A 19686-nucleotide genomic window follows, 5' to 3' on the forward strand; every position below is an offset into this window, starting at 1 on the left:
ATTTTCTCAAAAGACAGATGTGGCTGGTAATCATCATTATTGCCTTATCACTATGAGAAATAGGAGTATCGGTGAAAAATCAGCAATGGCGTTTTCACATCCTCCGGCGAGCGCTCACTCAGCGGCTGTTCAAATATCGTCAGACATTGCTCGATCTCGCGCCGCATATCATGTCCCAGCACCATATCCATCGTGCCTTTTTCCAGTAGCAGGCGACTCGATTCACTCAACTCATGTCCGGTGAAGATCACTTTATCCTGCACACCAAATGCCTCCAGCGCTTTTGCCACGCCTTCGTTGCCGCCCGCCGTGTTGTAAATTCCGGCCAGCGGTTTGCCCTCTTCCAGCCACTTTTTCACGCTGTGCCAGGCGGTTTCTGCTTCGTCGTTGATATTGACGCGGTCACGGATCGTCAGCCACGGGAAAGATTCGCGCAGCACGCGACGAAAGCCGATTTCGCGCTCCTCTTGCGTGCGATAGGTCGAACTGCAAATCAGCAGGATGTTGCCCGGCTGTTGCGGTGGCAGCATTCGCCCCATAAACCAGCCCGCCGTCGCGCCGGAGGCGGTTTGATCGATACCGACATATGCGGTACGCCGTGAATTGGGCAGGTCGCTGGTGAGGCAAATCACCTGCACGCCATCATCAATGGCGGTTTTCACCACACGATTGATCTTCACATCATCACGACACACCAAAATAATGCCGCTGGCTTCACTGGCGCGGCGTTCAATCAGCTTGCTAAAGCGATCCGCGTTGAATTGCGCACTCGGCAAAGTATCCAGTGTGATGTGTAGCTGTGGACGCTCACGCATTACCGCGCGTGCATGCAACTCAAGTTGAGCAACAAAGCTGGTGCCGGACTCACACACAATCGCGATACGTTTTGCCGTTCCACGAGGGTCTTCTGTGCCACTCAGCCCTAATCGCGCCATCGCAGTTTCGACTTTCTTACGCGTCACTTCGCGCACGCCTTCCCGACCATTAAGCACGCGGTCAACGGTGGCAGGACTCACGCCCGCTTCCAGCGCAATGTCTTTAATTGATGGCGATTTCCAGTTCTGCAGCGTCATAATCTTTCCTGATGTCCTTCACCTCATGGATGAAACAGTAGCTTGAGAAGAGGCTAATAATCAAATCGTTATAACTCTCTGAATCAAGTGAATTAGCTGCATTTTGATGTTATTCACCTCAAATTTTCATGTGATCACAATCATCTTTTCAGCATCCGTTTCAGGCTTTGCTTTGACTTAAAACTTCACCAATACGCTTAATAGCGCCATCACCTGTCGCCCTCATAGGAAATAAAAAAATGCTCAATGTTGCTCTCTTAGGTGCTGGCCGTATTGGACAGATTCACGCCGGAAATATCGCCGCGCATCCGCAGTGTCGCCTGGCATATGTAATGGATGTCTACGCACCTGCTGCCAATGCGCTTGCCGAGAAATACGGTGCTAAAGTGGCGGATCTCGACACCATTCTGGCGGACAGTTCGATTGATCTGGTGGCGATTTGCAGCGCCACCAACACTCACGCGGATTTGATTGAAGCCACCGCGCGTACCAAAAAAGCCATCTTCTGTGAGAAGCCAGTGGATTTGAGTCTTGAGCGGGTGCAGAGCTGTTTAGCCACGGTGCGTGAAGCCGGCGTGCCGCTGATGATTGGTTTTAATCGCCGCTTTGATCCGAGCATGGCGCATTTGCAAGCGTGTCTGCGTGATGGCGAGATTGGTGAAACCGAGTTGGTGACCATCAGCTCACGTGATCCGGGCGCCCCGCCTGCCGAGTACGTTAAAGTCTCAGGTGGCCTGTTTCGTGATATGACGATTCATGATTTCGATATGGCGCGCTGGTTATTAAATGAAGAGCCGGTGACGGTATACGCCAGTGCGGCGGCATTAGTTGATCCTGAGATTAAAGCGCTGGGCGATGTCGATACCGCCGTCGTCACGCTGACCTGTGCCAGCGGCAAGATGGCGGTGATCACCAACAGCCGTCGTGCCAGCTACGGCTACGATCAGCGTGTTGAAGTGCACGGCAGCGAAGGGATGTTGCAGGTGACGAATCAGCTGGAATCTCAGCTGGTGAAATCCGTGGCAAATGGCGTGATGGCGCAGAAGCCGCAGCACTTCTTCCTGCAGCGTTATGCCGATGCGTATCGTAGTGAACTGGCGACCTTTATCGCCGCGCTGGCAAAAGGCGAAGGTCAATATCCGAGCGGTAATGATGGATTGCAGGCATTGTTACTGGCGGATGCAGCACTGGAGTCACTGAAAACCGGCAAACCGGTATCGCCGCAGTCGTTGCTGTAAGGCGGTGCTGATGAGGGGCGAACCCTGGTTCGTCCCTTCAACAACTACCCATAAAGATGGAAGCTTGATTGAAAGCTCACTTAAGCTTAAGTAAACCGGTCAGAGCGCGACATAGGCAGCATTGTGTTGCTCATTCATGGCATCGTTAAGCAACCAAAACGCATATGTTTCAGGGTGTCCGTTAAGACGCCCTGACCTGATTTAACGCTGAGGATGATTCACTTCCAGCGGACGCAGGTCAAACAGCAACACTTCTGCATCATTGCCATTGCTGAACTGCAGCGCGGTTTCATTACGCACACGCGCACCGTCACCTTCCTTGAACATCACACCATTCACTTCGATGCTGCCGCGTGCCACATGAATGTAAGCGTAACGATCGGCATCCAGCGCGAAAGTCTGCTGCTCTGCGCCATCAAAGAAACCGGCATAGATGCGGATATCCTGACGCACGCTCAGCGAACCGTTATCCCCTTCCGGCGAGATAATCAAACGCAGCTGCCCGCGTTTTTCGCTCTCTGCCACGGAAATCTGCTGATAACCCGGCTGAGTGTTGCGCTCGCCCGGTACAATCCAGATTTGCAGGAAGTGAACGTTATCGCTCTTCGAGTGGTTGAACTCGCTGTGCGTCACACCGCTGCCCGCGCTCATCAACTGCACATCACCGGGGACGATTACTGAACCCGTGCCCATCGAATCTTTATGCTCCAGCGCACCGTCCAGCACATAGGAGATGATCTCCATATTGTTGTGCGGATGGGCACCAAAACCACGCCCTGGCGCGACACGGTCATCGTTAATCACTAGCAGATCAGAAAAACCAGTCTGTTTGGGATCCCAGTAACTGGCGAAAGAGAAGGTGTGGTGTGAGTTCAGCCAACCGTGGTCACCCACTCCGCGTTGTTCTGACAGACGTTGTTCAATCATGGTTTGCTCCTCAAATGTGCGGTGGAAGGACGTTTTCCCTTCCGAATGAGGACAAGTATACGTAAACTAATTTGCCCAACAATGCCCTAACCTGACAATGACTGTCACCGAAAAGTGGACAATATGCAGATAGAAGATCTTCGTATTTATGTGGCCGTAATTAAAGCCGGTAACTTTACCGCCGCCGCCGAACAGTTGATGCTGTCGAAGCAATACGTCAGCCGCCGTATTGCCGCGCTGGAGGAATCACTCGGTGCGCGTCTGCTAAATCGCAACACGCGCAAACTGTCGGTGACGGATAACGGCCAGCTCTTCGCCCAACATGCGCAACGTATTCTTGATGATGTGCAGGAAGCCCAGCAGGCGGTATCTGGCCGGCAACAGGTGTTGCAGGGCAGCTTCCGCTTGAGCGTGCCGATGTCGTTTGGCATCAGCCATTTGTCGCCGTATATCGCCGAGTTTCTCAGTCAGCATCCCGGATTGCAGTTCCAGGTGGAGTTGGCGGACCGCTATGTCGATATGGTCGGTGAAGGCTTTGATATGGCAATCCGTATTGGCACCCTGCCCGATTCCAGCCTGATCGCCAAACGTCTGGGCGTATTTCGCCGCGTGATCTGTGGCAGTCCATCCTACATTCAGGGCGCGGGCGCACCGCGTGAACCGGAGGATTTGCTCCATCACGCTTGCCTGCGTTACGGGCGTGAAAGCCAGACCGGCTGGGAACTGTTTAACGGTGAGCAGCGCAAGGTGATAGCGGTGCAAGGCCCGATGGTGAGTAATAACGGTGAGATGCTGCGTGATGCCGCGGTGGCCGGATTAGGATTGATTCTGCTGCCGGAATTTATCGTGGCACCGGCCTTAGCCAGAGGTGATTTGATGACGGTACTGGACGACTGGCAACCGGCTTCGCTCAATCTGAATGCGCTGTACCCGCAGCATCGACAGCGCAGCGAAGTGAATCGGGTGTTTATGGCGTTTTTGCAGGAAAAGTTGGCAGGATGACGCAACTTAAAATCCTAACCTGCTGAGAAGCACAAGCAAGTGTTGTTAAAAAGGGCACCCTGCTATGGCCGAAGCACCTCTGCGGCTGCCGGGCTATCCGCAGCGCAGAGGCTTTTACGTTGGGCCAGGAGACAGTCGCATGGATGCGACTGTCAGTTCGGGTTGGCCAGGACGGCCTTACCCGAACGATCCGTCGGCACGACGTGGAAGCCGATGGCACCGCGTCAGCGGCGCGAGGACGGCCCGGTAGCCGCAGAGTTGCTACGGGCCCACGTTCAAGCCTACATAGACGGGCCGTTAAACCCCGCCCTCATGCGCAAACGTAATCGACTTTCTCCGTGCATCGCGCACCGCAATAGCGTGGATCAGCAATCCAAACACCGCCAGAATCGCACCGACCCAGCCAGTGGACTGCCAGCCAAGCCCGGCAGAAATAGTCACGCCACCCAGCCACGCACCGAGCGCATTCGCCAGGTTAAAGGCTGAGTGATTCAACGCCGCCGCCATGGTTTGCGCATCGCCAGCCACATCCATTAAACGGATTTGCAGCACGCTCGCCAGCGCCACCATGGTACCCACCAGCATCACATTGAGCGAACCGGCAAACGCATAGTGCGCGGTAAACACAAAGGCGCTCAGCACCAGCACAGACCAGATCAGCACGATGCGAATGGTTTTCTCCAGCCCGCGATCCGCCAGACGCCCACCCACCACGTTGCCGATGATCATGCCGAGACCGAACAGCGCCAGCACCGCCGGAATCCAACTGACCGGCATCTGCGCCAGTTCGGTTAACGTAGGTTTGACGTAGCTGAACACCGAGAACAAGCCACCGCTGCCGACCGCGCCAATCGCCAGCGTTAGCAACACCTGCTTGCGCGTCAGCGCCGAGAGTTCGCGCAGTGGACTGGCGGTTTTATCACCGGCTACGTTCGGCACCCACATCCCCACCAGTACCATGGTCAACAGCGCTAATACGCCAACAATGGCGAAGGCTTCACGCCAGCCAAACACTTGCCCAATAGCGGTGACCGCAGGCACGCCGAGCAGGTTGGCAATCGTCAGACCAAACAGCACCATCGAAACTGCCTGGGCGCGTTTTCTGCGCTCCACCAATCCAGCGGCGACCAGTGCAGCGACCCCGAAGAACGTACCATGCGGGAAACCAGCGAGGAAACGTGCCAGCAGCATCGAGTAGTAACCTGGTGCAATCGAGCTAAACAGGTTACCCGCGGCAAACAGGCCCATCAGCGTCATCAGGAAATTTCGACGTGAGGCACGCGCACCGAGCACAGCCAACAGCGGCGCGCCAATCACCACACCGAGCGCGTAAATACTGATCAGGTGGCCTGCCGTGGGGATGGAAACATTGAGGCCGGTGGCGGCATCGGGCAGCAGGCCCATAATGACGAATTCGCCGGTACCAATGGCAAAGCCACCGGTGCCGAGCGCAAACAGCGCTTTCAGCACACTGGCGCGCGGCAGCGAAGCCTGTTCCGGCAGCTGATTAAGTTGAGGTTGTGCAGATGACATGGTTTTCCAGTAACGCAGGTGAAGAATCCAATCACAATCGTGGCGGCATTGAAGGCCACCATCGTTGAGACTGAAAGGATTTAGCTGCACATGATAACTGATTTAGATGAAATTTCGATGGCGGAGAATTATGTGGCTGCTAATTAATATTGGGATAACTGCTTAGCGCCCATCCCAGCGCAAAGTATCAAGGCTTTGCGCCGTTATCGTCAGGCATTTTTACTGGCATCGCTGCAGTATGTGCATTTTCTTTATGCAGCCTGACGCGCCAGCAACGCCGCGCCGATCATTCCGCCGTTATGCGCAAACGCGCCGGGCACCACCAATGGATGCTGAGTACTGCGCAGCACATAACGCTGTACTTCCTCATTCAATGCTCCCATCAACGGTGTCACCGAAGCCAACCCTCCCCCCACCGCCACCAGTGATGCACCAGTGATATTGATGGTGTAAGCCAGCGGCTGACTCACCAGTTGTAACCACACCTGTACGGTACGGTTAGCTTGCACTTCCTGCTGTTGCCAGCCGGCGATAATGCCGATGCTGCTCGCATTAACGCTATGCAAGGTGCGATGTAAATTTTCCAGCCCGCGCGCACCACCGTAACTATCGAGACAGCCTTTCTGCCCACAGGGGCAAGACTGGCGCGGCAAGCGAATAGTTTCGCCCTCAATATCCACTTCCGTGAGCGTAATCGGACCATGACCCCACTCGCCGGTCAGGCCATTCTGTCCGGTAATAATCCGCCCATCCGCGACCAAACCGCCGCCAACGCCGGAACCAAGAATCGCGCCAAACACCACCTTATGCCCTTTGCCCACGCCTGCCTGCGCTTCCGCGAAGGTGAAACAGTCGGCATCGTTATGCACGATCACTTTACGTTGCAGTAACGCACCCAGCGCCTGGCTGAGATTGCGTTGATGAAAGGCCGGGATGTTGCTGGCAAACATCTCGCCGGTATCCGGGGACACAATGCCTGCAGTGGAGATCGCCAGCGGTGAATCGATGTTGTAGTGCTGCTGATGATGTTCAATCATGCGCCCGATCAGCGCGGTAAAATCTGGCCAGCTGTCGGCCGGGATGGTTTGCTGATCGAGGATGGTCAGCTGCTGCTGCGCATCCATCACACCCAGCTTAACGAACGAACCGCCCAGATCGAGGCAGATCACTGCCGGTGTTGTACTCATAGACGTTTATCCATCACATCACGCAGGCCGTCGCCCAGCACATTAAAGCCGAGCACAGTAATCAAAATCGCCAGTCCAGGAAACAGCGACACGTAAATATTCAGCCCAAGGAAGTTGCGCCCATCACTCATCATGGTGCCCCACTCCGGCATCGGCGGTTGCACGCCCAAGCCGAGAAACGACAAGCTGGCCGCCGACAGCACCACTGCGCCCGCCGTCAGCGTCGATTGCACAATCAGCGGCCCAATCGAGTTGCGCAGAATGTAATGGGTGATGATGCGCGGATAGCGCACGCCCAGCATATGCGCCGCTTCGATGTACTCCATGTTCTTCAGGCCGAGCGTCAGGTTACGACTCAGGCGCGCATACACCGGAATCGAGAACAGCGAAATCGCGATCAGCATATTGGCCAGCCCTTCGCCCAGCACGCTAACAATCAAAATCGCCAGCACGATACCTGGGAAGGCGAAAATAATATCCATCACCCACATGATCAGCGCATCGATTTTACGCCCCGCCAGACCGGAGATAATGCCGAGCGGAATGCCAATCACCATCGAAATCGCCACGCTCAGGCAGACTTCGAACAACGTGATGCGCGCGCCATAAATCACGCGGGCGAAGATGTCGCGGCCATAGTCATCCGTGCCAAACCAGTGCGCAGCAGAGGGAGCCTGCAAGGTGTTCAGCAGATCCTGCTCAATCGGATCCCAATGGGTTAACAGCGGCGCTAACACCGCGGCCAGCAACACCAGCAGCACCAACCCACCGCCAATCGCTATCGACGGATTGTTCTGTAACATACGCAGGAATTGGCGACCACGCGATCGGGTGGGCAGCAAAGAGGTATCGAGGCTGTTCATCAGTCGAACCTTATTTTTGGATTGAGCAGGCCAATCAATATTTCACCCACCAGGTTCATCAGCACCACGCCGGTGACCGCCACCAGCGTCACGCCCTGAATCACCGGGTAGTCGCGGTATTTCACCGAGTCCACCAGCAGGCGCCCAATGCCTGGCCAGTTAAACACCGACTCCGTGACCACGGCGCCACCAATCAAGCTGCCGAAGTTAAGTGCGACGATGGTGACAATCGGGATCAAGGCGTTGCGCAGCGCGTGTTTCCAGTGAATATTCGCTGACGATAAGCCTTTGGCTTTGGCGGTACGGATATAGTCCTGACTCAATACATCGAGCATGCTGGAGCGTGTCATGCGGGCAATCATCGCCATCGGCAAAATCGCCAGCGTGACGGTGGGCATCACGTAGTTTTTCCATGAGTCCGCGCCCAACAGCGGCAACCAGCCGAGTTCCACCGCAAAATAGTTCATCGCAAGCAGCGCCAGCCAGAAGTTGGCTATCGACGCGCCCGCAATGGTCAGCACCATCACGATTTGATCGGGGATCCGCTGGCGATAGATCGCCCCGGTCATGCCCGCAGGCACGCCGATGGCAATCGCCAGCAGATAGGCCAGCGCCGCCAGCGACAAGGTGTAGGGCAAACGCTCGCTGATTTCGGTGATCACCGGGCGCTGTGACTGCAAAGATTCACCCAGATTGCCGTGCAGTGCTTCGGTAGCAAATTTGACGTACTGCACCGGTAGCGGTTGATCCAGCCCTAACCGGACGCGCATGTTATCCACCGCTTCCTGCGGCGCTTCCGGCCCCGCCATCAGGCGCGCCGGATCGCCCGGCAGCGCGCGGATGGCAATAAATATGATGATCGAGACGCCAAAGATAATCAGCGGCAGCGAGAGCACCTTTTTCGCGACATACGCTTTCATCTATCAGTTCTTCACTGCATCGCGAACCACAATCTGTCCGCCAGGCTGCATGGTGACGCCGCTGATATTTTTGCGAGAGGCGTAGAGATCATCCTGATAGAACAGCAGCACCTGAGGGGCCAGCCCACTGATCTGTTTCTGAGCCTGGAAGTAGAGATCTTTACGCTTGGTATCGTCGAGCGTGGAGGCGGCGGTATCGATCAGGTCATCGGTTTGCTTGTCGCTGAAGAAGCCCAGATTCGCGCCGCCCGGCGCAAAGCTGCTGCTGTGATACAGAGGACGCAGTTGCAAATCAGAACCGTATAAACCGGATGACCACGACGCCAGTACCGCATCGGTGCCCTGCTGGGCTTTCTCTTTGGCATCCGCGAAGGCGGCTTTGGTCCAGACCCCGCTCTCCATCTGACGCACGTTGAGCTTCACGCCGATTTTGGCCCACAGCCCCTGTAACACCTGCGCGGTGCGCGCATCCGGTGCCTGAACGGCAATCGACATGCTGAAGCCATCTGCGTAGCCTGCCGCTTTCAGCAGGTCTTTGGCTTTCTGCACGTCGTACGGGTAATCCTTCAGGCTCTTGTCGTAGTTGGCATCAACCGGAGCCAGCGAGGAGTTGGCAGGTTGCGCATAACCAAACATGATTGCTTTCACCAGCGCCTGCTGATCGGTAGCGAAATTCAGCGCCTGACGCACGCGCACGTCACTCAGCGCTTTACTCTGGGTATTGAGATCCACCCAGAATACTGCCGCGCCCGGCGACTGCTTTAAATTAACGTTGGCATTGTTTTTCAACATGCCAGCAAATTGCGGCGGAACCGGGTTAATAATATCGACCTGACCCGATTGTAGCGCCATATTCATCACAGAGGGCTCACTGCTCCACGTCCATTTAATTTCATCTGGACCGGCTGATTTACCCCAATAATCACTGTTCTTTTTCTCCAGCACGTATTCGCCGGATTTATATTGCTCCAGCTTATACGGCCCGGTGCCGTCGGCTTTATTATTGATGCTGCCCGCTTTATCGGCAGTGGGGCTAACCATTAATCCCGGCCCTGAAGCCAATACGGTTAAAAAGGCCGGATTGATTTTCTTCAGCTGGAATTCAACGGTTAAATCATCGGTTTTCTTCACGTCCTGAATAAAGGTACGAACTTTACCGCTGCCCGCCAGACCACGTTTGGTGTCTAAATGGCGCTGGAAGTTTTCCACCACCGCATCGGCATTAAACGGCGTGCCGTCATGGAATTTTACGTTGGGGCGCAGCTTAAAGGTCCAGTTCAATCCACTGCTGTCCGCACTCCAGGACAGCGCCAGCGCAGGAATAATTTTGCCGTCATCACCCAAACGCGTCAGGCCTTCGTACATCGGGTCCAGCACCGTGCCGGTAAACGTCGCCGTCTGGTTGCCTGGATCCATGCTGCGCGGGGGTTCGTTTTGCATGATCACCAGCTGGCTGGCCAATGCCGCCGAGCTTGCCAGTGACGCCAGAATACAACCGGCCAGCGTCAGTACCTTGAAATGCTTGAATGTGCTTTGCATGAAGGCCCTCAATGAATCATTGAACGTTCGGTGAAATAACCTCGCTATATAAGGCACACTCTCTAAACAAAAGCCAATACGTTGGTTCATATATTTTACTTATAGTTAGATCTGCGTTCAAAAAATTAACTAAATAACGTTGTATTTGTTTTCTGGCCTGATTATTGTCAAGCCATATCGCTATTGCAGTGAGAACCGACATGCTCAATGCCCACCAGCAGCAAATTTTGCGTCTGCTTATTGCCTCACACGGCATGAGCCGTACCGCTATTGCGGAAAATATGAAGTTGAGCAAAGCCGCTATTAGCACGCTGGTGAAAGAGATGCTCAACGCGGGATTGCTGGAAGAGAGTGTTCCGGAATCCAGCGGCCAGGGTCGCCCATCGGTGTTATTAAAAATGCGCGCCGACAGTGCTTATTTCCTCGGTGCCTCGCTGCTCGGTGAGCAGGTGGTTTTAGTGTTGATCGATATGCACGGCCTGGTGCTGGCGAGTAAGCAGATGGCGCTCAACCTCGATCCGCAGCAGCTAAGTACGGCATTAGCGGCGGCAATCCCCGACTTAATCGCTGAGAAAGGCATTTCAGCCGACCAGCTAATTGGCTTAGGCGTCACGCTTTCTGGATTTGTGGATGAAAATCAGTCGGTTTGCGTGCAGTCAGCACTGCTGGGCTGGAAAAACGTGCCGCTGGCCGAGATGCTGAAACAGCAAACCGGGCTGGACGTCTCACTGGAGAACGATGCCAAAGCGCTGGCGGTCAGCGAGAAGATTTTCGGCGTGGCGAAAAAGGCGCGCAACTTCACACTGATCTCACACGGTGACGGCATTGGTTCCGCACATTTCTTCCAGGGTCAACTGCATCGCGGCGCACACGGCGGTGCCGGTGAGATCGCCCACTGCACCATTGAACCTGGTGGACGCCCTTGCCGCTGCGGCAAACGCGGTTGCCTCGATACCCTTGCTTCGCTCACGGCCATTCGTGAGAGCGTGCGCGATAAGGCGCTGGAGACACAATCTATCGCGGAACTGGAGACGCTGGCCGCCAAAGGCAACAGCGCCGCGATTGCGATTTTGCACCAGGCAGGCCATGCGCTGGGGCTCTCCATCGCCAATATCATTCAGATGAACGATCCCGAGCTGATCGTCATCGCGCATCAGCCCCATTCTTTCGACGGCTTACTGAAAACCGTGGTGATGCAATCCATCGACAGCCATGTGTTGCCCGCCATCATGGGCAAAACCCCAATTTCCAACATCGTGATCAGCGAACAGAGCTGGGCGCGCGCCGCGGCAAGCGTGGCGGCATATCGATTTATCATTCAATTACCTGACTAGCGGAGGCTGTATGCGCATTGCTTTTGGTGGCATTCATACGGAGTGCAGTACATATAACCCGGTGCTGAACTATGCCGACGACTTCCGCATCGTGCGCGGTAACGATCTGCTGACCAATCCCTACTTTGCCTTTTTGCAGGATTACGATGCGGAGTTTCTGCCGACCTTCCATGCGCGCGCCATCGCCGGTGGTCCAGTCGCGCGGATCACTTATGATGACTTCAAGCAGGATTTTCTCACCCGATTGCAAGCACAACTGCCGGTGGACGGCGTCTACCTTGCCATGCACGGCGCGGTGTATGTGGAAGGGATGGAAGATGCCGAGGGTGACTGGATTACCGCGACCCGCGAACTGGTCGGCCCGGATTGCCCGATCACCGTCAGTTACGATCTGCACGGCAACGTGACGCAGCGCATCATTGATGCCATCGACATGTTCTCCACCTATCGCACGGCTCCGCACATCGATGTGGAAGAGACCATGCGTCGATCCGTGTCAATGATGGTGAAAAGCCTGCAGACCGGCGTGAAACCCGGTGTGATTTGGGCACCGGTTCCGGTGGTGCTGCCCGGTGAGCGCACCAGTACCGAAGATGAACCGGCAAAAAGTTTGTACGCGCGTTTGCCGGGTATCAATGAAATTGACCACATCTGGGATGCGTCGTTGATGGTCGGCTATGTCTGGGCCGATGAACCGCGCGCCACGGCGGCGGCAATCATGACCGGCACCGATGCTGATGTGCTCTCCGAACAGGCCGCAAAACTGGCACTGGCCTACTGGCAGGCGCGTGATGAGTTCGTCTTTGGCTGCGTCACCGGCAGCACCGAAGAGTGCGTGAAAATGGCCATCGCCAGCGAAACTGCACCGGTGATTTTGGCCGATTCGGGCGATAACCCGACCGGTGGCGGCGTAGGCGATCGCGCCAATCTGCTAGCCGAATTGATTCGCCAGGGCGCGCAGGATGTCATCGTCGCCGGGATTACCGACAAACCTGCCACCGATGCTGCTTTCTCCGCAGGCGTTGGGGCGACGCTCACGTTGACGGTCGGCGCCACGCTCGATCCCACGGGTGGCAAAGTCACCGCAGAATTTGAAGTGCTGCGGGTCAGTGATGATGCGCGTTCGCTGGCTAAACAGGCATTGCTGAAAACCGGCGGAATTACCGTGGTAGTCGCCGATCGTCGTCGTCCTTATCACAATATCGCGGATTTTGAATTGCTGGGGCTTCATCCCGCGCAGGCAAAAATTGTGGTGGTGAAATCCGGCTATCTGTCACCGGAACTGGCACCGCTCGCTAATCCTAACCTGATGGCGCTGTCCGAAGGCGTGGTGGATCAGTACGTCGAACGTCTGGAGCGCAAGCGTAAACTGCAACCCGCTTATCCTTTTGACACTGATTTTGCTTTCCTGCCGGTCAGCACCCGTTCGGCTCGCTTTGTGGCGGCCAAATGAGTCGCGAGCCGGTGCTGCAGGTAGAAAACCTCACCGTCGCTTTTCGCCACGACGATCAGTGGCGTGAGGTGGTGAAGGACGTTTCGATGACCATCAATGCCGGTGAGACGCTGGCGATAGTGGGTGAGTCGGGATCGGGCAAAAGCGTCACGTCGATGGCGATCATGCGCCTGCTGAATATGCGCCACGCACGTGTGACCGGCAAAGTGCTGCTGAACGGCGTGGATCTGTTGAATCTGAGTGAAAAGGCGATGCGCGATATTCGTGGTAACGCTGTGGCGATGATTTTTCAGGAGCCGATGACCAGCCTCAATCCCTCGTTTACCATTGGTCACCAGATTGCTGAAGTACTGATCAACCATCGCAACATCAGTAAACGTGCAGCGCGAGAAGAGACGGTAAAGCTGCTGGAGAAAGTGCGCATTCCCAATGCCGCTAAACGCTTCGATGATTATCCGCATCATTTTTCCGGCGGCATGCGCCAGCGTGTGATGATCGCCATGGCGCTGGCGCTGCGACCCAAACTTCTGATTGCCGATGAGCCCACCACGGCGCTTGATGTCACCATTCAGGGTCAGATTCTTGATCTGATTAAGACGTTGCAGGAGGAAGAAGGCACGGCGGTGCTGTTTATCACCCACGATATGGGCGTGGTGGCGGAAGTCTCGGATCGCACGCTGGTGATGTATCAGGGTGATGTAATGGAAACCGGCACCACAGCGGAAATTTTCTCAGCGCCAGCGGCAGATTATACCCGCACGCTGATCGCTACCGTGCCGCAGCTCGGCGCGATGCGTGGCATTACCGGGCCGCAGAAGTTTGCGCTGAAAGGTGATGTGGTGGTGCTGCAACCTGATCGCCCCGCTTCGCAACAGCCGCTGCTGTCGGTGAAAAACCTCAGCACCCGCTTCAGCATCCACGAAGGTTTGTTAAGCCGCAAAACCGGTGCGGTGCATGCGGTGGAGAATATTTCTTTTGATCTGATGCCCGGCGAAACCTTATCGCTGGTCGGCGAATCCGGCTGTGGGAAATCCACTACCGGGCGCTCCCTCACCCGGTTGGTGAAAGCCGATGCGGGCGAGATCGCTTTCGACGGTTATGACGTACTGAATCTCTCATCCAGCGAACTGCGCCAGTTACGTCGGGCGATGCAGATGATTTTCCAGGACCCGTTCGCCAGCCTCAACCCGCGCATGTCGATTCTTGAAGCCTTGACTGAGCCTTATCTGCAACATCAACTTGGCAGCAAACAGGCCGCGCGGGACAAGGCGGCAGATTTGATGGAACGTGTGGGTTTGTCTTCGGCGATGATGAAACGTTATCCGCATGAGTTCTCCGGCGGTCAGCGCCAGCGCATTTGTATCGCGCGCGCGTTGATGCTCGATCCCAAAATGATCATCGCTGATGAGTCGGTCTCTGCGCTGGATGTGACCGTGAAGGCGCAGATTATTAATCTGCTGTTGGATCTGCAAACCAGTCTCGGGCTGTCGTATCTGTTTATCTCGCACGATATGGCGGTGGTGGAACGCATTAGCCATCGCGTGGCGGTGATGCTGTTGGGCGAAATTGTCGAGATCGGCCCACGCGCCGCCATCTTTGAGAATCCGCAGCATGACTACACGCGTAAGTTATTGTCATCGGTGCCAGTGCCCGATCCGACACGACGCCACCTTAAACGGCGTATGGAGGTCAGCGAGCTGAAAAGCCCGGTGCGCGGATTAGGGTTTGTGCCAGAAACACGACGCTATCGCGAGGTCAGTGCCGGGCATTGGGTGATGGAGAGTTAAAGCAGACGCAACAAATCAGTAAAACTGCCCGTATGATGCGGGTTAAATCATGAAGCTATAAGCTTCCAAAGCCCTCACCGTCATTGGCAATCCAAGCTTTAACAATGAAGTAAGGTATTCTTCTGAACCGATTGCTGGATTTTTAAGGCTTGTACGCTGCTCTCGCACCGCCTTTAAAACCAGCGCTCGATTCAGATCGATTAAATCTAAAATAAATTCATCCGGATGCATCGCCTCAATCTCCAGCGAATCCAAATTCTCGCCCGGGAAATCTTTTAAATTGAACGTGACGATGACTTCTGCATTACATTTTATTGCCGCAGCAACTACATGCCTGTCATTTTCATCAGGCAGTGACAACCCAGAAATCAGCGGCTCAAAGCCAGTCACAAGAGCATCAGGAAGCGCTTTGTCCATCAGCACCTCTATACGCTTAACCTTGTCCGGCGTGACTTCAGGCATATTTTTAACCAAGTTTCGTTGCCATTCATCATGGATAGTCGCGGTCCACTTTGGCATGTATAAACCACTTAGTCCAAGCCGCATAAGCAGGTCACGAAGCATGTTTGGATAAATAACACAGGCATCAAGTACAACCGGATAAGGCGAGTGAGTCATTAGTAAAGACCAAGTCCCTGGCTTAAGTCAGCCAACTCCTGCATAGCATTATTGCTTTCACTTTCGCGCTGAGCTTTATAGCGCATCAGATCTGCAAAAAGCACACGGCGATGGCGGCCAGTTTTATGATATGGCAGCTTCCCTTCTTCCAATAGTTTCACCATGTGAGGCCGTGAGACATTGAGGATATTGGCTGCTTCCTGTGTGGTTAATTCAGCATGAACCGGAACGACCTGCACCGCATTTCCTACTGCCAGTTCTCCCAACACCTTCATTAGCAACGTTAAAGCTGAGGTTGGCAATTCGATTTGGTGAGTTTCGTCGTTTGCATCCTGAATGGATATGACTTGTGTCTCCAGCTTTGTGGAGAGAAAAGTCGCCAGTTCTCTTTGTCCACGCAGAGCGGCCTCAATTTCCTTCTGAGCCGGAAGGCTGACATTGTCCAGAATTGAGTTTGTCATGAGTTTTTCCAGTTTCTTCGTTCGTGAGTTACAACGCTCCAATACTAATCGAAACAAACGAAACAAACAACATACGAAATAAACGAAACAACCAGTCTGTTCCTTGTGCTATAGCAACCGCAGTAAACGCGCCGGGTTTCCGGCGTAAACGCCCTTCTGCGTGATGTCTTTCGTTACTACGCTGCCCGCGCCGATCACTGCGTCATCGCAGATAGTCACCGCCAGAATAGTCGCCCCACTGCCGATGGAGACGTTGTTACCGAGCGTGATGCGCGCCCAGCTTTCTCGATCGGCATTCGGTTTGCCATCCCGGAACATGTCGTTGGCAAACATCACGCCGTGACCAATAAAACAGTTTTCACCGATGCGAACGTATTCACAGATGAAACTGTGCGACTGCACTTTCGTGCCGCGTCCTACCACCGTATGCGCCTGGATTTCGACAAAGGGTCCAATGAATACATCGTCACGCAGTGTGCAACCATAGACATTCGCAGGCTGGTAGATCGTAACGTTATTACTAATTTCGACGTTTTTGACTGCGACTTCGCGTAGGTTAGGCTTCATTTTAGCTCCATTTGTTTTGTGCCGAAGATTCTCGTCCGAGATATATTTTTAATATATGTGACTGAATCTACTTACACATCCTAACAACAAGCATGCTCGGTTTTGGAAACTGTAAAGCTAACAAGTTGATAATCAAAAATCGAGACATATATGGCCTTAAAACAGTATTAACTCTCGTTACCGAAACCATTAACAATATGATTTAAATAGAAATTATTTTAACACTTCGACCATTTAAATATTGCACATTGCTCAGCGGATGATAAAATCATCGCGAATTGTTTATCGGCTTGTCGCTAAAACTGCATAAAAGGTGTAATTTCTGTCATCTATAATCGAAGAGAATTTTTTGATTGGGAGTCTGTATGTTCAAATTTGACATGCAAATAGAGCAGAATTACGCCTCATTCTTTGATGCTGAGAGCGGCAACGCTGTCTTTGTCGATTCATTTGATAATGAAGAGTTTGATGTCCGGATGGGAACGCTAGGCTACAGCGCCCATGTTGCGACCGTTCATGCACTCTCAAATGAAGAGCTCAATCGCAAACTGAGCGAGGTTGCTGCGCAGCATTATGACCATAACGGAACAACAACTTCTTGATTTGGAGGCTGATATTAATGACATCCTCGCTGAAGACTGCGCCAGAATTCATTTTACTTTCCATGCCGCATTTGAACGATTAAACGATCCTCGTAATAAACCACCTATTTCATTACATGAGTTGGATAACGTATTTCAGGTATTCATTAAAACTCACCTTCCTACGATAATTGATTATGATGAAGGCATGCGCTTTGTTTTAAAATGCAACAAAACACATTTGCATTTCCCCTGTGCTATCACCCATGACAATCAAGTCGGTAAGTTATGGGTAGTACAAAATGTCATTACGGTAATGCGTAAAAAGGATTTTAAATCGCCCGATAATTTTCTTGTTATAAACTGAGTGGATTATGGCGAAACAGTGCCCTTACACATAATTTGCTACTCAGCCAGGGAAAGACAATGACGCAACTAAATCAATATGGTCAGCCAGTGGGTTTTGCTCTGCCTGATTGGCAGCCGCTGGCTTCGCCTCCTGCTATTCCGCTTAATGGCCGCTTCTGTACGCTTGAACCGTTAGATATTGCGCACAGTCACGCTTTGTTTGCCGCTTTTTCACTGGCGTTAGACGATCGTGACTGGACCTGGCTGGGCGCGACGCAGCCCGCCTCGGTGGCAGAGATGGAAAGTTGGGTCAGTGGAAAATGCCAGGATGGTGGATTGGTGTGTTATGCGGTGATCGACCATCGCACTCAGCTAGCCGCGGGTGCGGTATGTTTCGCCAATATTGATGGCCAGAACGGTGCGATAGAGATCGGTCATGTCACCTGGTCACCGCTGATGCAGCGTAACGTATTAGGCAGTGAAGCAATCTTCCTGTTACTACAGCAGGCATTTGGATTGGGCTATCGCCGGGTGGCCTGGCGTTGCGACTCCACCAACCTCGCCTCACGTCGGGCAGCGGAACGCCTTGGCTTTACCTATGAAGGGCGTTTCCGCCAGGCAATGACTCGCAAGCAGCGCAATCGCGATACCGACTGGCTGTCGATGATTGATGGCGAATGGCCGCAGGTGGAGCATGCGTTATCGGCCTGGCTGGCGGTCGATAATATGGATGCGCACGGCCACGAGCGGCAAAAGTTAAGCGTATTTTTCACACGCTAAATCCAAACAGATTATCCACCGCAGCGCAGGCGGCCGGAAATGCCCATCGCGTGTGGCGAGGCGAGCAAAGATTGTTGTTTCAGAGTCAATCAAGAGCTGGAACGGGTCTAACCTGACCGTTTAAGGCCTTACTTCATCAACACCTGAAACTGCGGATTAAACTCGTCAAAAATTGGCAACGCCGCTGCCCCTAATGCCGCGGTATCGCTGCCGGTTAAGCCGGTTTTCAAACGTGATCCAGTGAGATAACGCCCGCGTACCGACTGATAAAGCGGTGGCAGGCGCTGAATGATCTTATCCAGTAGCGCTGCGGGCATCATGCCGCCGATGATCACGCTCTCCGCATCGAAAATGCACTCCAGCATATTGATGCCCTGGCGCAATGGCGTCAGCACCGTATCAATCCAGCGGTCGAACACCGCGGGATCGATCTCCAGCAAATCGTCTGGTAATGCCGTCATCGGGTCCAGCCCACAGAACTCATAGGCCGCCTGCAGTGAGACATAGCGCTCCAGGCAGCCGTGATTGCCGCAGTAACATTCGCGTCCACCGGGTTCCACCACCACATGTCCGATTTCACCAGCATTGTGCGCATGGCCGCTATACACATGGCCATCCATGATGATGCCAGCGCCCAACCCTGTTCCAATGTAGAGATAGATAAACGAGTTGAGTTGGCGTGCGACACCGTGGAAACGTTCCCCAATTGCCGCAACCGTGGCATCGTTCTCCAGCGTCACCGGTACGCCGCTCATCTCCGCCAGTCTGGCTTCGATATCAACCGTCTCCCAGCCGTGCAAGGTGGTAGGTCCCACTGATGAAATCCCCTCCACGCCAAACGGTCCCGGCATCACCACGCCGATCCCCAAAACTTTCTGCCAGCGGGCACCGAGTTGCGTTTTGATCTCCGCCAGCACCTTCGCAATGCGCGCTAAAGTGGCATCGGGCTGAGGTTTTTGCACCAGAATAAGGCGACGGAAATGAATTTCACCGGTGAGATCCACCAGCACGATCAGCAAGGTTTGATGATCGAGATGGATGCCAATGGAGAACGCACTGGCCGGATTAAGAATCACCGGAATCGCCGGCTGGCCGCGTCCCTGCTTGCGCGGTTGGCGGCTGGTGAGCAGTTCAGCGCCTTCGAGTTCCGCCACAATGTTGGAAACGGTTTGTGGCGTCAGAGCGGTCAGTCGCGCCAGCTCAGCCCGCGTCAGCTCGCCGTGCAGGCGGATCGCTTCGATGATCACACGACGGTTGTGCGCGCGCGCATGTTCCAGATTGGTTCCTGATGTTCTCATCCTGCTTCCCTCTTCTCACGACCGCGACTGCCAGCGCATCAATATCTATGATCGGCTACACATTTTACAACCTGTTTACCTGACAGCGGCAAAAATCTGTGCAGAGTAGTGTGCAGCGGCAAACGAGATTTATGCCCTGGCATGTCACTTGCTTTAGCTCATTGATGTCAGCTGCAG

At 54.1% G+C, this 19686-nt stretch carries 19 protein-coding genes; 8 read left to right on the forward strand and 11 right to left on the reverse strand.

Features of this window, described 5'->3' with window-relative positions:
• Positions 1–50 precede the first annotated feature (50 nt).
• Positions 51–1073, reverse strand: a complete 1023-nt coding sequence (locus ACXI0A_RS23635; protein WP_476146721.1) for a substrate-binding domain-containing protein — start codon at positions 1071–1073, stop codon at positions 51–53.
• A 239-nt stretch (positions 1074–1312) separates the two neighbouring features.
• Here ACXI0A_RS23635 and iolG point away from each other — a divergent pair, with 239 nt between their 5' ends.
• On the forward strand, positions 1313–2311 hold the full coding sequence (iolG, locus tag ACXI0A_RS23640) for an inositol 2-dehydrogenase (protein ID WP_476146719.1): 999 nt from the start codon (positions 1313–1315) through the stop codon (positions 2309–2311).
• Between the two features lie 201 nt (positions 2312–2512).
• Here the strand turns inward: iolG and ACXI0A_RS23645 are convergent, their stop codons facing one another.
• Positions 2513–3238: a pirin family protein gene (locus tag ACXI0A_RS23645; RefSeq protein ID WP_476146717.1), complete on the reverse strand. Its 726-nt coding sequence runs from the start codon at positions 3236–3238 to the stop codon at positions 2513–2515.
• A 123-nt stretch (positions 3239–3361) separates the two neighbouring features.
• Between ACXI0A_RS23645 and ACXI0A_RS23650 the strand changes: the two genes are divergently transcribed.
• On the forward strand, positions 3362–4240 hold the full coding sequence (locus ACXI0A_RS23650; RefSeq protein WP_476146715.1) for a LysR substrate-binding domain-containing protein: 879 nt from the start codon (positions 3362–3364) through the stop codon (positions 4238–4240).
• 297 nt (positions 4241–4537) lie between these two features.
• Here the strand turns inward: ACXI0A_RS23650 and ACXI0A_RS23655 are convergent, their stop codons facing one another.
• The 5 genes from ACXI0A_RS23655 to ACXI0A_RS23675 form a co-directional block, all read right to left on the reverse strand.
• Positions 4538–5773 carry an MFS transporter gene (locus ACXI0A_RS23655; RefSeq protein WP_224932673.1) on the reverse strand — a complete coding sequence of 412 codons (1236 nt, stop codon included), beginning with the start codon at positions 5771–5773 and terminating at the stop codon, positions 4538–4540.
• A 251-nt stretch (positions 5774–6024) separates the two neighbouring features.
• Positions 6025–6960 (reverse strand): ROK family protein, encoded by a 936-nt coding sequence (locus ACXI0A_RS23660; RefSeq protein ID WP_476146713.1) that lies wholly within the window; start codon positions 6958–6960, stop codon positions 6025–6027.
• Positions 6957–7823: an ABC transporter permease subunit gene (locus ACXI0A_RS23665; RefSeq protein ID WP_476146711.1), complete on the reverse strand. Its 867-nt coding sequence runs from the start codon at positions 7821–7823 to the stop codon at positions 6957–6959. Before ACXI0A_RS23665 ends, ACXI0A_RS23660 begins: the two co-directional genes overlap by 4 nt.
• Entirely contained in the window at positions 7823–8743 is a 921-nt protein-coding gene (locus ACXI0A_RS23670; RefSeq protein ID WP_476146709.1) for an ABC transporter permease subunit, read from the reverse strand. Before ACXI0A_RS23670 ends, ACXI0A_RS23665 begins: the two co-directional genes overlap by 1 nt.
• A 3-nt stretch (positions 8744–8746) precedes the next feature.
• Positions 8747–10282, reverse strand: coding sequence for an ABC transporter substrate-binding protein (locus tag ACXI0A_RS23675; protein ID WP_476146707.1), 1536 nt, complete (start codon positions 10280–10282; stop codon positions 8747–8749).
• A 200-nt stretch (positions 10283–10482) separates the two neighbouring features.
• Between ACXI0A_RS23675 and ACXI0A_RS23680 the strand changes: the two genes are divergently transcribed.
• From ACXI0A_RS23680 to ACXI0A_RS23690, 3 genes are read left to right on the forward strand one after another with little or no spacing between them, the layout of a single operon-like run.
• Positions 10483–11616 carry an ROK family protein gene (locus tag ACXI0A_RS23680; protein WP_476146705.1) on the forward strand — a complete coding sequence of 378 codons (1134 nt, stop codon included), beginning with the start codon at positions 10483–10485 and terminating at the stop codon, positions 11614–11616.
• A 10-nt stretch (positions 11617–11626) separates the two neighbouring features.
• Positions 11627–13069 carry a M81 family metallopeptidase gene (locus ACXI0A_RS23685; RefSeq protein WP_476146703.1) on the forward strand — a complete coding sequence of 481 codons (1443 nt, stop codon included), beginning with the start codon at positions 11627–11629 and terminating at the stop codon, positions 13067–13069.
• Complete coding sequence (locus ACXI0A_RS23690) at positions 13066–14856, forward strand: dipeptide ABC transporter ATP-binding protein (protein ID WP_476146701.1); 1791 nt, start codon at positions 13066–13068, stop codon at positions 14854–14856. Before ACXI0A_RS23685 ends, ACXI0A_RS23690 begins: the two co-directional genes overlap by 4 nt.
• Before the next feature lie 42 nt (positions 14857–14898).
• Here ACXI0A_RS23690 and ACXI0A_RS23695 read toward each other — a convergent pair whose 3' ends face one another.
• The 3 genes from ACXI0A_RS23695 to ACXI0A_RS23705 all read right to left on the reverse strand — a co-directional run bounded on the left by ACXI0A_RS23695 (position 14899) and on the right by ACXI0A_RS23705 (position 16502).
• Positions 14899–15474 carry a VapC50 family PIN domain-containing toxin gene (locus ACXI0A_RS23695; protein WP_476146699.1) on the reverse strand — a complete coding sequence of 192 codons (576 nt, stop codon included), beginning with the start codon at positions 15472–15474 and terminating at the stop codon, positions 14899–14901.
• The gene (locus tag ACXI0A_RS23700; RefSeq protein WP_097118777.1) at positions 15474–15935 is read right to left on the reverse strand and encodes a helix-turn-helix domain-containing protein; all 462 of its coding nucleotides are present in this window, start codon (positions 15933–15935) and stop codon (positions 15474–15476) included. Before ACXI0A_RS23700 ends, ACXI0A_RS23695 begins: the two co-directional genes overlap by 1 nt.
• A gap of 108 nt (positions 15936–16043) precedes the next feature.
• Positions 16044–16502: a DapH/DapD/GlmU-related protein gene (locus tag ACXI0A_RS23705; RefSeq protein ID WP_476146697.1), complete on the reverse strand. Its 459-nt coding sequence runs from the start codon at positions 16500–16502 to the stop codon at positions 16044–16046.
• A gap of 365 nt (positions 16503–16867) precedes the next feature.
• Here ACXI0A_RS23705 and ACXI0A_RS23710 point away from each other — a divergent pair, with 365 nt between their 5' ends.
• Genes ACXI0A_RS23710 through ACXI0A_RS23720 form a run of 3 tightly spaced genes read left to right on the forward strand, consistent with a single transcriptional unit; the run spans position 16868 to position 18211 of the window.
• The gene (locus tag ACXI0A_RS23710) at positions 16868–17104 is read left to right on the forward strand and encodes a hypothetical protein (RefSeq protein ID WP_476146695.1); all 237 of its coding nucleotides are present in this window, start codon (positions 16868–16870) and stop codon (positions 17102–17104) included.
• Entirely contained in the window at positions 17076–17450 is a 375-nt protein-coding gene (locus ACXI0A_RS23715; RefSeq protein ID WP_476146693.1) for a hypothetical protein, read from the forward strand. Before ACXI0A_RS23710 ends, ACXI0A_RS23715 begins: the two co-directional genes overlap by 29 nt.
• A 59-nt stretch (positions 17451–17509) precedes the next feature.
• Entirely contained in the window at positions 17510–18211 is a 702-nt protein-coding gene (locus ACXI0A_RS23720; RefSeq protein WP_476146691.1) for a GNAT family N-acetyltransferase, read from the forward strand.
• Between the two features lie 128 nt (positions 18212–18339).
• Here the strand turns inward: ACXI0A_RS23720 and ACXI0A_RS23725 are convergent, their stop codons facing one another.
• Positions 18340–19509, reverse strand: a complete 1170-nt coding sequence (locus ACXI0A_RS23725; RefSeq protein WP_476146690.1) for an ROK family protein — start codon at positions 19507–19509, stop codon at positions 18340–18342.
• Positions 19510–19686 lie beyond the last annotated feature (177 nt).

The sequence above is a fragment of the Pantoea sp. C1E2 genome (assembly GCF_056491465.1).